The sequence below is a fragment of the Streptococcus sp. NLAE-zl-C503 genome, from assembly GCF_900104285.1.
Taxonomy (GTDB): domain Bacteria; phylum Bacillota; class Bacilli; order Lactobacillales; family Streptococcaceae; genus Streptococcus.
Window position 1 is genome coordinate 20,530 of record NZ_FNJT01000002.1, and the last position, 14,193, is coordinate 34,722.

General features: G+C 43.6%; 15 protein-coding genes. 3 read left to right on the forward strand and 12 right to left on the reverse strand.

All coding sequences use genetic code 11. The features are described from left to right. Positions 1-69: 69 nt before the first annotated feature. The 10 genes from rbfA to BLS46_RS04290 all read right to left on the reverse strand — a co-directional run bounded on the left by rbfA (position 70) and on the right by BLS46_RS04290 (position 9,117). A complete protein-coding gene (gene rbfA / locus BLS46_RS04245; protein ID WP_001273601.1) occupies positions 70-420 on the reverse strand; it encodes a 30S ribosome-binding factor RbfA in 351 nt (116 codons plus the stop codon). A 250-nt stretch (positions 421-670) separates the two neighbouring features. Further along, the gene (gene infB, locus BLS46_RS04250; RefSeq protein WP_093585862.1) at positions 671-3,457 is read right to left on the reverse strand and encodes a translation initiation factor IF-2; all 2,787 of its coding nucleotides are present in this window, start codon (positions 3,455-3,457) and stop codon (positions 671-673) included. A 16-nt stretch (positions 3,458-3,473) separates the two neighbouring features. Beyond that, positions 3,474-3,773, reverse strand: coding sequence for a YlxQ-related RNA-binding protein (locus tag BLS46_RS04255; protein ID WP_001041396.1), 300 nt, complete (start codon positions 3,771-3,773; stop codon positions 3,474-3,476). Beyond that, positions 3,766-4,059: an RNase P modulator RnpM gene (gene rnpM, locus BLS46_RS04260; protein ID WP_000857560.1), complete on the reverse strand. Its 294-nt coding sequence runs from the start codon at positions 4,057-4,059 to the stop codon at positions 3,766-3,768. Before rnpM ends, BLS46_RS04255 begins: the two co-directional genes overlap by 8 nt. 21 nt (positions 4,060-4,080) lie before the next feature. Continuing rightward, a complete protein-coding gene (gene nusA / locus BLS46_RS04265; protein ID WP_084868903.1) occupies positions 4,081-5,217 on the reverse strand; it encodes a transcription termination factor NusA in 1,137 nt (378 codons plus the stop codon). Positions 5,218-5,259: 42 nt separating this feature from the next. Continuing rightward, a complete protein-coding gene (gene rimP, locus BLS46_RS04270) occupies positions 5,260-5,739 on the reverse strand; it encodes a ribosome maturation factor RimP (RefSeq protein WP_000338696.1) in 480 nt (159 codons plus the stop codon). Between the two features lie 126 nt (positions 5,740-5,865). Next, on the reverse strand, positions 5,866-6,501 hold the full coding sequence (gene trmB, locus BLS46_RS04275) for a tRNA (guanosine(46)-N7)-methyltransferase TrmB (RefSeq protein ID WP_093585864.1): 636 nt from the start codon (positions 6,499-6,501) through the stop codon (positions 5,866-5,868). Continuing rightward, positions 6,498-7,292, reverse strand: coding sequence for a cell cycle regulator CcrZ (gene ccrZ, locus BLS46_RS04280; protein ID WP_093585866.1), 795 nt, complete (start codon positions 7,290-7,292; stop codon positions 6,498-6,500). The genes trmB and ccrZ overlap by 4 nt, the downstream gene beginning before the upstream one ends. Before the next feature lie 47 nt (positions 7,293-7,339). Next, entirely contained in the window at positions 7,340-8,389 is a 1,050-nt protein-coding gene (locus tag BLS46_RS04285; RefSeq protein ID WP_093585868.1) for an ABC transporter permease, read from the reverse strand. Next, positions 8,386-9,117, reverse strand: coding sequence for an ABC transporter ATP-binding protein (locus BLS46_RS04290; protein ID WP_093585870.1), 732 nt, complete (start codon positions 9,115-9,117; stop codon positions 8,386-8,388). Before BLS46_RS04290 ends, BLS46_RS04285 begins: the two co-directional genes overlap by 4 nt. Before the next feature lie 67 nt (positions 9,118-9,184). On the opposite strand from BLS46_RS04290, the gene BLS46_RS04295 reads away from it, so the two are divergent. The 3 genes from BLS46_RS04295 (at position 9,185) to BLS46_RS04305 (ending at position 10,606) form a co-directional block, all read left to right on the forward strand. After that, a complete protein-coding gene (locus BLS46_RS04295; RefSeq protein WP_093585872.1) occupies positions 9,185-9,595 on the forward strand; it encodes an HIT family protein in 411 nt (136 codons plus the stop codon). A 9-nt stretch (positions 9,596-9,604) separates the two neighbouring features. Next, positions 9,605-9,883 (forward strand): hypothetical protein, encoded by a 279-nt coding sequence (locus BLS46_RS04300; protein WP_093585874.1) that lies wholly within the window; start codon positions 9,605-9,607, stop codon positions 9,881-9,883. A gap of 63 nt (positions 9,884-9,946) precedes the next feature. Beyond that, positions 9,947-10,606 carry a hypothetical protein gene (locus tag BLS46_RS04305; RefSeq protein WP_093585876.1) on the forward strand — a complete coding sequence of 220 codons (660 nt, stop codon included), beginning with the start codon at positions 9,947-9,949 and terminating at the stop codon, positions 10,604-10,606. Positions 10,607-10,686: 80 nt separating this feature from the next. Here the strand turns inward: BLS46_RS04305 and dnaJ are convergent, their stop codons facing one another. After that, positions 10,687-11,823, reverse strand: coding sequence for a molecular chaperone DnaJ (gene dnaJ, locus BLS46_RS04310; RefSeq protein WP_001066318.1), 1,137 nt, complete (start codon positions 11,821-11,823; stop codon positions 10,687-10,689). Positions 11,824-12,339: 516 nt separating this feature from the next. After that, positions 12,340-14,163, reverse strand: a complete 1,824-nt coding sequence (gene dnaK, locus BLS46_RS04315; protein ID WP_000034667.1) for a molecular chaperone DnaK — start codon at positions 14,161-14,163, stop codon at positions 12,340-12,342. Positions 14,164-14,193 lie beyond the last annotated feature (30 nt).

Genomic DNA, 14,193 nt, shown 5'->3' on the forward strand with positions numbered 1-14,193 from the left:
GATTTTGCTGCTTATATTATACCATAAGGACGATTAGCATACACCAAAAAAGAGGGTTTCCCCTCTTTCTTAGTTTTTATCCAGATTGCGTAGCATCTCGTCAATCTTGTTTCCATATTCGATGGATTCGTCTTTGACGAAGGTCAAATCTGGGATTTTGTACAATTTCAAATTGCGACCAAGTTCACGTTTGATGGTACCAGTTGCTTTTTCAAGCCCGATTTGAGCTTTTTGGTTATCCGAAGCAAGGTTACTCAAAATGGTGTAGTAAACCTTGGCAACGGACAAGTCACCTAGCATCTGAACATCTGTGATGGTCACACCTTGGACCCGCGGATCACGGACTTTCTTTTGCAAAATCTCATTGACTTCACGCTTGATTTCCATGCCCACACGATCCGTTCGGAAATGATTTGCCATGATATTCCTTTCTCTACTTTGAACCAAAAGCTAGGCCAGCAGACCTAGCTATTTTTAAATTTATTGATTTTCAGCTCAAATTGAAACGAAGTTCAATTTGAACTCATCCGCTTCTTTCGCTGTGGTGAAAGTGATGGAATTGATTTATCAGTCCCATCACAAGGGATTTTTGAGACACTAGCCTCAAAAATAAGCAATGAAACCATCGGTTTGCCTGCGTCCCTCACCACCTAAGAAAGGAGCAAAAATCTTATCGCTTGATTTCTTCCATGATATAGGTCTCAATCACATCATCCATCTTGATATCATTGTAGCCTTCAATCATCAATCCACCTTCACGACCGTTCGTAACTTCTTTCACGTCGTCTTTGTAGTGTTTCAAGCTTGCGAGTTCGCCGTCATAGATAACGACACCGTCACGGATAACACGAACTTTAGAGTCACGAGTAACCTTACCGCTAGTAACCATAAATCCACCAATGGTTCCCACTTTAGATACCTTGAAGGTTTCACGGATAACTGCTTCACCGATAACTTTTTCTTCAAATTCTGGGTCAAGCATCCCTTTCATGGCTTCTTCCATCTCTTCGATAACCTTGTAGATAATACTGTGGAGACGGATTTCTACATCATCAGCTTCGGCTTGTTGACGAGCTTGTGGTGTAGGGCGTACGTTGAAACCAACGATAAAGGCATTTGAAGCTTCCGCAAGGGTCACGTCAGATTCATTGATAGCACCGACTGCCGAGTGAACGATAGTAACTTTCACACCTTCCACATCAATTTTTTGAAGTGAGGCAGAAAGGGCTTCAACAGAACCTTGTACGTCGGCCTTGATGATAACGTTAACTGACTTAAGCTCACCAGCTTTAAGTGTATCAAAGAGGTTTTCAAGGCTGACACGTTGAGTAGCTTGACGTTGTTTCATGAGGGCACGTTTTGCACGCTCTTCACCGGCTGCACGCGCAGATTTTTCATCTTCGTAAACGGCAAAGTGGTCACCCGCCATTGGCGCTTCGTTCAAACCTGTGATAGAAACCGGCGTTGATGGGCCTGCAACCTTGACACGACGACCAAGGTCATTGGTCATGGCACGGACACGACCGAAGGTATTTCCGACAACGATAGGGTCTTGGACATTTAAGGTACCTTGTTGAACAAGAAGGGTTGCGACCGCACCTTTTCCTTTATCCAAGCGAGCTTCGATAACAGTACCGATCGCACGAACTGTTGGGTCTGCCTTGAGTTCTTGGATTTCAGCCACAAGAAGGACTGTTTCCAAGAGTTCATCGATGTTTTGATTGAACTTAGCTGAGATTTCAACAAATTCAGAATCTCCACCCCAAGCTGTTGACATAACCCCATGCTCAGCCAATTCACCGATAACACGTTCTGGATTGGCACCTGGTTTATCAATCTTGTTGATAGCTACGATGATTGGAACGTTGGCCGCTTTTGAGTGGTTGATGGCTTCGATAGTCTGCGGCATAACACCGTCATCTGCCGCTACAACCAAGATGGTAATATCGGTAACAGAAGCACCACGCGCACGCATAGAGGTAAAGGCCGCGTGCCCTGGTGTATCAAGGAAGGTGATCTTCTTGCCATTTTCCACGATTTGGTAGGCACCAATATGCTGAGTGATACCACCCGCTTCACCTGTCGCAACACGAGAGTTACGAAGGGTATCCAAGAGGGTTGTCTTACCGTGGTCAACGTGTCCCATGATCGTCACAACTGGTGGACGCTCAACCAATTCATCTTCATTGAGATACCCATCTTCGACAAAGAAACGTTCGATGTCGGCATTATCCACTTCAACCTTTTGTTTGGCTTCGATACCGTAATCCACCATGAGGAGTTCGATGGTTTCTCCGTCCAAGGATTGGTTTTGTGTGGCCATAACACCCATCATGAAAAGTTTCTTAACGATTTCAGCTGGTTCACGTTTGATACGTTTTGCGATTTCCGCAACGGTCATACCATCTGTATACTCAAATTCTGTTGGCAATTCATGGAACTTGCGCTCTGTAACAGGTTTTGGAGCCTGGTTACGGTTATTTTGCTTGTTGCCTTTTTTATTCTTTTTGTTGTTATTCCAGTTACTATTTCTTTGATTTCTCACTTGATTCTGACTACTTCGATTCTTTTGTTGTTTTCTAGGACCATCTTCTTCGTGATCATAATCATCACGTTCTTTGTCTGGTCGAGCTTGTTTTTTACGACGTGTATCCACTGGCGCTTCTTTCGCTACAGGAGCTACTGTTACGGCTGGCTGCGTTTGTTCAGCTAGCTTAGCAGCTTCTTCAAAGATTTCCTCTGGTTCCTTGCGTTTATTAGCTTGAGCCAAGGCTTCTTTGGCAGCTTGCGATTGTTTGAAGCGCTCCTCACTTGAGCGTGCGTACTCTGCATTTTGCTCTGCTTTTAGGGCTGCTGCACGGGCTTTAAAGTCAACACGTGGTCCAGCTTGCTTGGACTGGAAGTCTTGTTGCTGACGGCGATTATTGCCACGATTTCCCTGACCTTGTGGTTTTTTCCCTTGGTCGTTAAAACGGCGATTGTCGCGGTTTCCTAGACTAGGTTTGCCACCATTACGGCCGTCGTTTTTCTGACGGTTACCGTTTTGTTGTTGGTCACGGTTGTTGCCCTTGTTTTGTTTGCGTCGCTCTGCCTGCTCTTTGGCACGCGCCTCACGCTCCGCCTTGAAGTTTCGACTCTGTGGTCTTGCAGCCACCACTTTTTCTTCCTTAGGCGCTACAGGTGTAGCTGGTTTGCTTTCTTCCTTAGCGACAGCTGATTTAGCTGGTGCAGGCTTTTCTGCTTTCTTTTCTACACTTGCTTTTGGTGCCTCTTGTTTGACTTCTGCCTTAGGAGCAGGTGCAGGTTTGAAGCTAGCTGCGATTTGCTCAGCAGCAGCAACTTCCACGCTCGATGAGTGGCTTTTCACATCCAAGCCCAACTCTTTTGCACGCGCTACAACTTCCTTACTTTCTTTCCCAAGTTCTTTTGCGATTTCGTACAATCTTTTCTTAGACAAATCATGTCCTCCTCTTCTATTCCATAAGAGACCTCATTTTCTTTGTAAATCCAGCATCTGTCACAGCCAGGACTTTTCTTGATTTTCCGACTGCTATGCTTAATTCCAGTGTTGAAAACACGGTTATAACTTCTACTTGATAATAGTCACTTTTATCTTGAATCTTCTTGGTTAGATTGGGGCCAGCATCATGGGCTAGAAAGACTAGCTTGGCTTTCTGGTCTTGGATAGCCTTGACCACCAATTCCTCACCCGATATGATCCGGCCTGCTCGCTGAGCAAGTCCCAAGAGATTGCTTATCTTTTGCTTATTCAAGTCCTAACTCTCTTCTTTTTACTTTGTGATCAACATAAGCGATCAACTCGTCATAAAAGCTTTCTTCCACTTCCATGTTAAAGCTACGGTTAAAGACTTTCTTCTTTTTTGCCTCTAGGGCTTCTGCATTGTCTAGCTTGATATAAGCGCCTCGACCATTGGCCTTGCCTGTCGGATCGATAAAGACTTGCCCTTCTTTGTTCTTGACAATGCGGAGCAAATCACGTTTATCAATCACTTCGTTGGATACAACAGACTTGCGCAAAGGGATTTTTCTTGTTTTCATCTTTCCCTCCTCTAGCAGCTTTTATTCTTCGATCAATTCGTCCGCAGCTGCGTAATCCACTTGACCTGCTTCTTCCATAGCTTCAAATTCGCTGGCAGACTTGATATCGATACGGTAACCTGTCAAATGAGCTGCCAAGCGAACGTTTTGTCCACGACGACCGATAGCAAGAGAAAGCTTGTTATCAGGTACAACGACCAAGGCACGTTTGCTGTCGTTTTCATCAAAGATAACTTGGTCAACCTCTGCCGGTGCGATAGCATTGTAGATAAACTCAGCTGGATCTGCTACCCACTCGATAACGTCGATGTTTTCTTCGACAGGAATCATGCGATCGCTCTTGGAATCGTAACGAGCTGGGTGGAATTTGCTGGTGATTTTCTTGATATTTGCACCACCACGCCCAACGATTGTCCCGATAGCGTCCACGTTTGGATTGTGGCTACGAACGGCAACTTTCGTACGGTCACCAGCTTCGCGGGCTACGCTCATGATTTCAACAGTTCCATCGTAAACTTCTGGAATTTCTTGCTCCATCAAGCGTTTGATCATTTCTGGATGGCTACGGCTAACAAAGACGTTGACACCACGAGGGTTGTCTTCAACCTTGTAAACATAAACTTCGATACGATCATGGGAAGCAAAAACTTCTCCAGGGATTTGGTCTTGTTTTGACAATTGGGCTTCGATGCTGCCGAGATTGACGTAGATGAAACGGTTGTCAAAACGTTCTACCGTACCAGACATGATTTCTTGTTCATGTTCTTTGTAAGTATTGTAAGTGATGGCACGTGTTTGCTTGCGCATTTTTTCCATAATGGTTTGTTTGGCAGATTGGGCTGCTACACGACCAAACTCAGCTGGTGCTTCTTCAAACTTGATCTTGTCACCAAGCTCATAGGCTGAATTAATGGCAAGAGCATCTTTCAAGCTGATTTCCAAACGGCTATCAAATACTTCATCAACAACTTCACGGACAGTATAAACTGTAAAGTCACCTGTCTTTTCATTAAAGTCGATGGCTACGCTATCAGACTGACCATAGCGTCTGCGATAAGCGGAACGAAGCGACTCTACTACTGCGTCGATGATGTCTTCTTTTTTGATTCCCTTGTCTTCTTCCAAAATGCGGAAGGCCTCTAGCATTTCTTTACTCATGTTTTCTTCACTTTTGAATCCTCAAAAGCTATCCTTTCTTTTCTATAATTTTACTGCTAAACGTGCTTTTGATACTAAACTGTATGGAATTTGGACGGTTTTCTTACGTGTCTTGTCCATATACTCCATAGTCAACTCATCCCCTTCAAAGGATACTAAGGTCCCTTCAAAGACTTTTTGCTTATCGATGGCCTGGTAGAGCCCGACATGGATGTATTTCCCAACAGCTCCAGCGACAGCATCCTTGGTTTTCAAAGGACGTTCCAAGCCTGGACTGGTGATTTCTAGGAAATATTGTTCTGGGAAGGGATCGGGCTTGATGGTGTCTAGGACAGGACTGATGATTTCTGTCAAGTCTGCCGTGTCGTTCAAGGTAATTCCTTCAGGTTTATCTACAAAAATACTGAGAATCATGTCACTGCCAATCTTTCCATACTCAATATCCACGAGTTCGAAAGGCGCTTGGATGACAGGTTCTACAACTTCTCTGACTAATTCTACGATTGTTGCGATTGCGTCCACCTCCTCATAAGCAAGAGGCGAAGATATTTCCCCGCCTCTCTTTCTCATATTCTTACTATCAGTATAGCACGTTTGTCAATTTATGTAAAGTATAAGCACTCAAACGGCTGGTTTTCAAGCTATTTCTTAAAATTCTGCCTCAACTCGGTAGATCACTTGACCTTTGCTGGAGAATTTTTGCTCATATTCCGTCATGACATTGCCTTCAAAATCACTGACATGCAGGTCCAGCCAAACCCCATTGAGTTTCATCCCATACTGAGAAAAGCTCACCAGGCTGTACTCAAACAAACCACGATTGTCTGTCTTGAAATGGATTTCCCCATTCTCAGGCAAGATGCGTTTGAAGGTATCCAAGAAACTCTTGTAAGTCAAACGACGTTTTTCATGGCGTTTTTTAGGCCAAGGATCTGAAAAGTTTAGGTAGAGACGATCAATCTCACCGTCTTCAAAATAGTCTGTCAAGTCAGAACCATCTACCCACAAAAGTTTGATATTAGGTACTCCAACTTCAAGCACCTTGTCCAAGGCATAACTCAATACCGACTTTTGGATATCAATTCCAATGTAGTTGATGTCAGGATTTTGCTTGGCCATTCCTGATACGAAGGCCCCTTTCCCACTTCCAACTTCAACATGAATAGGATGATCATTTCCAAACAAGTCTCGCCATTTCCCTTTAGCCTCCAAGGGATTGAGGACCACATACTGGGGATTAGCCTCTAGTAACTCTGTCGCCCCTTTACGATTTCTAACTCTCATCTCTTCTTTCCATACTTGTCACGGAAGACACGCAAGGCATAAATCTCCCGGTTTACATTATCTAAATCTTGATTTACAAAGTATTTGGCAATCTGGCTCAAGTAAGAATACTGACCATACCAATACAATTTATCTAACACTGTCTGATTGTACTTATAACCGTAATAAGTTAGCCAATCATGCCAATGTTGCTCTGGAATATAATGACACAACATATGCGCCACATCAAACATGCGATCCGTCAGACGAACCGAATCCCAATCCACTAGATAAACGAGTCCACTCTCTGTCTCAATCCAATTACTATGGCGAAGATCCCCATGCACAATCGTTGCATGGTCTTCCCTAAAGCCTGGAACTGTCCTACGCAAATCATCAATCACCGAGTTTAAGTACTGATGTCGTTTCAAGACTTCGGGTGCTTCCTGCCTCCAAGACTGCAACAAGTCTACTGGCGTCTCCATGGTATATCCCAAACGGCTCAACTGCTTCATCAAGGGACGTGAGCGGTGAAGACGTGTCAAGATATTGATGATCTGCTTGCGGTTCATATCGTGCGGTGTCAAGATTTTACCCGTCAACCATTCTTGAGCACACATATCACGACCATCTGGCAAACGACGAGTCCATAGTAATTGAGGAGCGATTTGTTCTCTGGCTAGGCCAGGTAGGATTGGAGAGGTGTTCATTTTTACAAAGACGCGCTTCCCATCAGGGTAGCTTCCCATATAAGCCTTGCCACTCTTCCCAGGGATAGGGGTCAGCGTTAGCTCATTATCACCCAAGTCCATTTCTTTCCTCCGTATAAAGTTTCCTTACTATTCTACTAGTTTTTGGTCTATTCGTCAACCAATCTTTTTAGTTGGTAAGGTAAATAAAACAATTGTAGGAAGAGACTAGCCCCTACAAGAGCCAACAAGGCTATTTTTTCTTGAAAAACCACTGCTCCAACTAGCAATTCCAACAAAAGAACAGTACCTCCCACACCGAGCACAATCTGTTTTAATCCCTTCTCTTTCTCCCCTTTTTCTAATGGAAAGAGCTGGGTCAAGTATTGGTAATCAAAGGCGTGATATAGGGCTAGCAATTGGAAGAGCAAGAGGTAATTAAATAGAACCACCACTGCCATCGCAATCCAAGATTGCTCGATAAAGATCACAGCTAACAAGGATAGGAGCAAAAGGCGCAAACTAAGGGCAAATAAATCTCCATTTCGCAGATAAGAACGGAGATAGAGGTTTTGCCAAATCTTGCTTGGTACTTTTTGAACTACTTTTAAGATAAAGTCCAGATAAGCTCGGCGCTTGACGCTGTTAGAAATCCCCTTGACCTGAGTAAAGAGAGCAAAGAAACGAAGCAAGACTTGCTTGCGTTTGCTTTCTTGGGAAATCACATAGTCCCAGTCCAGTCCATTGTCAGTAAAAAATTTACTGGCTTTTTGGCGAAAGACTATGTACTTCGCTGCTCCCAGTAAAAGCACATAGATGAGAAAAACTGGTAAGCCATAACCCATGGCTAAAAACAAGGGCGCAAAAAGAAGTAAGCAGAGAGTCTGTACCAATAGCCAAAAGACCAGTGAGCGCACCGTCTGCCCTTTGAGGTGGGACTTGACCTCCTCTTCACTGACTAAGAGAAAGAGCTTGTCAGGTACTTCCATGTAGGTCGCGATTCCTCCCCAAGCCAAAAACAAGGCAGAGACAATCCCCAAAAACAAGAGAATAGGCCAATGATTTTCAGGAAAATGTTGCAGGAGTTGGCTGTACTGGTAGGCTAGAAAACCGATGAGAACCAGCAGGAACAAGACAAAGTGGTCATTGAGAACATAACGTAGATAACCGACACACTCCTTACGAAAAGCCTGCTTTCGCTTTAAAAACAAGTCTTTCATAGCTCCTCCTCTTTGGTCAGAGCCAAGTAAATATCATTCAAACTCGCTTCAGGCATGTTAAAGGCTTCGCGGAGTTGCTGGAGGTTCCCCTGAGCTCGCACCTCCCCCTTGTGGAGAATGACAAAGGCATCACACATCTTCTCCGCCGAATCCAGCACGTGGGTACTCATGAGAATGGACTTGCCTTTTTGCTTTTCCACTTCCAAAAGCTGAATCAAATCGGAAATAGCCAGCGGATCAAGCCCAAGGAAAGGCTCATCGACGATAAAGAGACTCGGATCCACCACAAAAGCACAGATAATCATGACCTTCTGCTTCATTCCTTTGGAAAAATGCACAGGAAACCAATCTAATTTTTGATCCAAACGAAACATTTTTAACAAAGATTCTACTCGCTCAAAAGCCACTTTTTGCTCAATACCATAGGCCATGGCAACCGTTTCAATATGTTCTCTGAGGGTCAATTCCTCATACAGACTAGGCGTTTCTGGGATATAGCCAATCTGCTTACGATAGCTGGTCGCATCTTCTCGCAGGGTGAGACCGTTAATCTTGATTTCCCCATTGTAAGGCGTCAACAGACCAATAATCTCATTGATTGTCGTTGATTTCCCAGCACCATTGAGACCAATCAAACCGACCAACTGCCCACTTTCAACTGTAAAGGACACATCTTTCAAGACAGGAATGTGAACATAGCCTCCTGTCAGGTTTTTAATTTCTAACATATTTTCTCCGAATCTGGTATAATGTAGCTATATTATATCAAAATTCAATACAGTAGAGGTGGATTTTATGTCAGATTGTATTTTTTGTAAAATCATCGCAGGGGAGATTCCTGCTTCAAAAGTATACGAGGATGAGCAGGTTCTTGCCTTTCTTGATATCTCTCAAGTAACGCCTGGACACACCTTGGTCGTACCCAAAGAGCACTATCGCAATCTTTTGGAAATGGATGCTGCGAGCGCTAGCCAACTCTTTGCCAAAGTGCCAACAGTGGCTCAAAAAGTCATGAAGGCTACCAAGGCTGTCGGCATGAATATAATTGCCAACTGCGAGGAAGTCGCTGGTCAAACGGTCTTTCATACCCATGTGCACCTCGTTCCTCGCTACAGTGCAGAAGATGACCTCAAGATTGACTTTATCGCTCACGAACCTGACTTTGACAAACTTGCCCAAGTCGCTGAAACTATTAGAAATGCCTAAGGAGTTGCCATGAAACTATCCAATCTATTGCTATTTGCAGGAGCTGCAGCTGGAAGTTATTTTGTAGTAAAAAATCGCCAAGCCATCACAGAGGAGTTTATGGATACTAGTGACCGTGTCGAAGCTATCAAGGAGGATTTGGATGTCATTCAAAACAGCCTACAAATCATCAACCAACAAAAAGCCCTTATCAAGGAATACCAAAAAGACCTAACCTACAAGTTCAAAGTCTTAGAAAAGGATTTCCAAACCAGAATGGCAGTCCTCCAAGAAGAAAAACAAGGATAAGAGAGTCTCCAACTTTCCTTAAACTCTTTTTTGGATACTGGGTTTGAACAGAGAAGGGAGGGAATGAAAGTGAAACAGTTTTTAAAAGTTCTAGCAAAGGTCATCGCGATCCCTTGTGGTTGCCTCTGCCTGCTTGTAGCCTTGGCATTTCTACTACTTATGAATCTTTTCAAGGCCTCACCGAGTGACATCCAAAAAGGGAATGACGACTTAAAACAAATCTTTATCTCTCTTGACATGCCTCCTGAAAAAGTAGAATCAAATGGAAGGTATCAATTTGAGGGTGGAGGCTTACATTTTTATGTTACTTTCTCAGATGAGGTCATCAATAGCCACCCCGTCCTAAAAGAAAGTCCAAAACTCACCAAAAACCGACTCGAAGTCTATGTCCTCCAGACAGGAGAGATTTCCTACTATAAAGTAGGGGATAACTTGTTCAACCATGGCTTATTCCAATTTTTAGAGAAAGAAAGTGAAAAGTATTTCCAAGAAAAAGGAAAGACATTTAACCCTAATTACTCACTTCTCTTTTGGGATGATCAGGAAAGTTTTAAAAAGGGAATTTCATTCTATGAAAAAGCTTTGACTTTGGTGGAGATTCAGGATAATTCGGCAATCAACCACATTGATACTATCACAGTTAAGTCTGGCAAAGAAGCGGAAATCAAGCAACTCATTCAAGACATGGATGCAGCTGGCTTGCTCACTCAAAAGTATAAATAGTAGACCAGCTGGAGAATGATTTTCTCCGATGTTAAATTTCCAAAAACTACACAAAAAAGAGCCAATCGGCTCTTTTTACTTTATTCTCCTTCAAAGGCATCTTTTATGTGGTCAAAGAAGCCTTTTTTCTTTGGATTAACTTTCAAGTCGCCTGCAGCTGCGAACTCTTTAAGCGCTGCTTTTTGGCGGTCGTTCAAACCTGTCGGTGTTACAACATTGACAGTCACGTATTGGTCACCAACGGCACCGCCACGAAGGCTCGGTGCTCCCTTGCCACGTAGGCGGAATTTCTTGCCAGTCTGAGTTCCTTCTGGGATAACCAATTCAACATCTCCATGCACGGTTGGAATTTCTACAGTATCACCAAGGGCTGCTTGGACAAAGTTGAGGTTCAGATTGTAGAAGATAGTCGTTCCTTCACGTTCAAACTTATCACTAGCTTCTACTGAAACCACCACATACAAGTCACCATAAGGTCCACCGTTAAAGCCTGCTTCACCTTGACCCGCTAGGCGGATTTGTTGGCCTGTTTCCACACCAGCAGGGATTTTTACATGTACGCTATGAGCTTGTTTTTCATGACCTGTTCCGTGACAAGTTGTACATGGATCCTTGATTTCTTTTCCGCGACCATGACAGACATCACAGGTTACTTGGCGACGCATCATACCAAGAGGAGTCTGCGTATCGACGTTAATGACACCAGCGCCATGACAGCGTCCACAAGTGACCGGACTTGTCCCTGGCTTAGCACCAGAACCATTACATGTACGACAGCTGGCTTCACGATTGTATTTAACTTCTTTTTCTGTTCCAAAGATAGCTTCTTCAAAAGTCAAATTCACACGATACTGGAGGTCGTCTCCTTGACGAGGAGCGTTTGGATTGCGCGAAGCTCCGCCTCCGCCAAAGAAACTTGAGAAGATATCCTCAAAACCACCGAAGCCACTTGCTCCGTCAAAGCCGCCAAAACCGCCAGCACCACCAAAGCCACCATTGGCACCTGCAGCACCATATTGGTCATAGGCAGCACGTTTTTGGTCGTCACTCAAAGTCTCATAGGCTTCTTGAACTTCCTTGTATTTTTCCTCAGCACCAGGCTCCTTATTGATATCTGGGTGATATTTTTTCGAAAGCTTACGATAAGCCTTTTTGATCTCGTCTGCCGAAGCGTTTTTTGACACCCCCAGACGATCATAAAATTCAGTATTGTTCATACAAGATACTAAGAGCGAACAGAAAGCGACTGAAATTTAGGAAACCGACAAGAAATCCTGATTTCTTAGGAGGTTTATCTAATTTCCAAGCTTTCCGCTCGAGTTCAATTACGAACACCCTTATTCCTTTCTGTTAATATTGTGGAACGAGACCACGATTTAGGTCGGGTTCAATTCCCTTCTTTTATATTGATGAGATAATACTCCAGCCACTCGGCCCTATCCCTTTTTACCGAAAAACAGAGGCTGGGTTGCAACCTCTGGACTTCTTCCTATCATTACGACGTTCAAAAACAAAGTCGATTATACTTTGTTTTTGAACTAGTAAGGCGTTTAGGCAAATCGCCATAGCGATTGCCTTAGAATGACAATCACTTTAGTGATTAGCCATTCTTACCGAGTTAGGCTGAATTGAGTTTCGGCTAAAAACTTCGGAAAAAAGATAAGCCATCTTTTGTGCATCGCACAAGGCGATGGCTTCCTATTTTTCTTTCGTTTTCTTAACGCCTCAACATCTTATTTTTCCGTAAACTCTCCGTCTACGACGTCATCGCCTGCGTTTCCTGTTGCTTGTGCGCCTTCTGCTCCTGCTTGAGCTTGTTGAGCTGCTGCGGCTTGTTCGTAGAGTTTAACAGCAAGGCCTTGAGCTTTTTCGTTCAAAGCTTCGAGTTTTGCTTTCATTTCGTCCAAGTTGTTGTCTTCTTGGGCTTTCTTAAGGTCATCAAGGGCAGCTTGGGCAGCATCACGTTCTGCATCGAAGCCTTTGCCTTCAGTTTCCTTGATTGTCTTTTCAGTCGCAAAGATTGCTTGGTCTACTTCGTTACGAAGGTCTACTTCTTCTTTACGTTTCTTATCTGCTTCAGCGTTAGCTTCAGCATCCTTCATCATGCGGTCGATTTCTTCGTCTGTCAAACCTGAGTTTGATTGGATGACAATAGTTTGTTCTTTTTGAGTTCCAAGGTCTTTGGCCTTAACAGATACGATACCGTTCTTGTCGATATCAAATGTTACTTCGATTTGTGGGATACCACGAGGTGCAGCTGGGATATCTGTCAATTGGAAACGTCCAAGAGTCTTGTTATCTGCTGCCATTGGGCGTTCACCTTGAAGAACGTGGATATCAACGGCTGGTTGGTTGTCTGCTGCAGTTGAGAAGACTTGTGATTTAGATGTTGGAATAGTAGTGTTACGATCGATGAGTTTTGTAAATACTCCACCCATTGTTTCGATACCAAGTGACAATGGTGTTACGTCAAGAAGGACAACGTCTTTGACATCACCAGTGATGACACCACCTTGGATAGCAGCACCCATGGCAACAACTTCATCAGGGTTTACTGATTTGTTTGGTTCTTTACCAGTTTCAGCCTTAACAGCCTCTACAACGGCAGGGATACGAGTTGAACCACCAACAAGGATAACTTCATCGATTTCTGACAAGCTCAAACCTGCATCTGAAAGGGCTTGACGAACTGGAACTTTTGTACGTTCTACAAGGTCACGAGTCAAATCGTCAAATTTCGCACGAGTCAAAGTCATTTCCAAGTGAAGAGGTCCAGCTTCACCAGCAGTGATGAATGGCAAGCTGATTTGAGTTGAAGTTACACCAGAAAGGTCTTTCTTAGCTTTTTCAGCTGCATCTTTCAAACGTTGCATTGCCATTTTGTCAGTAGACAAGTCAATACCGTTTTCTTTCTTAAATTCTGCTACCAAGTGGTCGATGATTTTTTGGTCAAAGTCATCACCACCAAGTTTGTTGTCCCCTGCAGTTGACAATACATCGAAGACACCATCGCCGAGTTCAAGGATAGATACGTCGAATGTACCACCACCAAGGTCGAATACCAAGATTTTTTCTTCTTTGTCAGTCTTATCCAAACCGTATGCAAGGGCTGCAGCAGTTGGTTCGTTGACGATACGTTCTACTTCAAGACCAGCGATTTTACCAGCGTCTTTTGTTGCTTGACGTTGAGCATCGTTAAAGTAAGCAGGAACTGTGATGACTGCTTTAGTTACTTTTTCACCAAGGTAATCTTCAGCGTAACCTTTCAAGTATTGAAGGATCATAGCTGAGATTTCTTGTGGAGTGTATTCTTTACCGTTAGCAGAAACTTTTTCAGAAGTTCCCATCTTAGACTTGATAGAGATAACTGTATCTGGGTTTGTTACTGCTTGGCGTTTTGCAGCGTCACCAACGATGATTTCTCCGTTTTTGAATGACACTACAGATGGAGTTGTACGGTTTCCTTCTGGGTTTGCGATGATTTTACTTTCAGTTCCTTCAAGAACTGCAACTGCTGAGTTTGTTGTACCTAAGTCAATACCGATAATTTTAGACATGTGTTTTTCTCCTTGTTAGTTAATTTTCTA

Coding starts and splice junctions, on each gene's coding strand:
- rbfA (WP_001273601.1), bottom strand. CDS start 420: ATGGCAAATCATTTCCGAACGGATCGTGTGGGCATGGAAATCAAGCGT.
- rnpM (WP_000857560.1), bottom strand. CDS start 4,059: ATGAAAACAAGAAAAATCCCTTTGCGCAAGTCTGTTGTATCCAACGAA.
- nusA (WP_084868903.1), bottom strand. CDS start 5,217: ATGAGTAAAGAAATGCTAGAGGCCTTCCGCATTTTGGAAGAAGACAAG.
- trmB (WP_093585864.1), bottom strand. CDS start 6,501: ATGAGAGTTAGAAATCGTAAAGGGGCGACAGAGTTACTAGAGGCTAAT.
- ccrZ (WP_093585866.1), bottom strand. CDS start 7,292: ATGGACTTGGGTGATAATGAGCTAACGCTGACCCCTATCCCTGGGAAG.
- BLS46_RS04285 (WP_093585868.1), bottom strand. CDS start 8,389: ATGAAAGACTTGTTTTTAAAGCGAAAGCAGGCTTTTCGTAAGGAGTGT.
- BLS46_RS04290 (WP_093585870.1), bottom strand. CDS start 9,117: ATGTTAGAAATTAAAAACCTGACAGGAGGCTATGTTCACATTCCTGTC.
- BLS46_RS04295 (WP_093585872.1), top strand. CDS start 9,185: ATGTCAGATTGTATTTTTTGTAAAATCATCGCAGGGGAGATTCCTGCT.
- BLS46_RS04300 (WP_093585874.1), top strand. CDS start 9,605: ATGAAACTATCCAATCTATTGCTATTTGCAGGAGCTGCAGCTGGAAGT.
- BLS46_RS04305 (WP_093585876.1), top strand. CDS start 9,947: ATGAAAGTGAAACAGTTTTTAAAAGTTCTAGCAAAGGTCATCGCGATC.
- dnaJ (WP_001066318.1), bottom strand. CDS start 11,823: ATGAACAATACTGAATTTTATGATCGTCTGGGGGTGTCAAAAAACGCT.
- dnaK (WP_000034667.1), bottom strand. CDS start 14,163: ATGTCTAAAATTATCGGTATTGACTTAGGTACAACAAACTCAGCAGTT.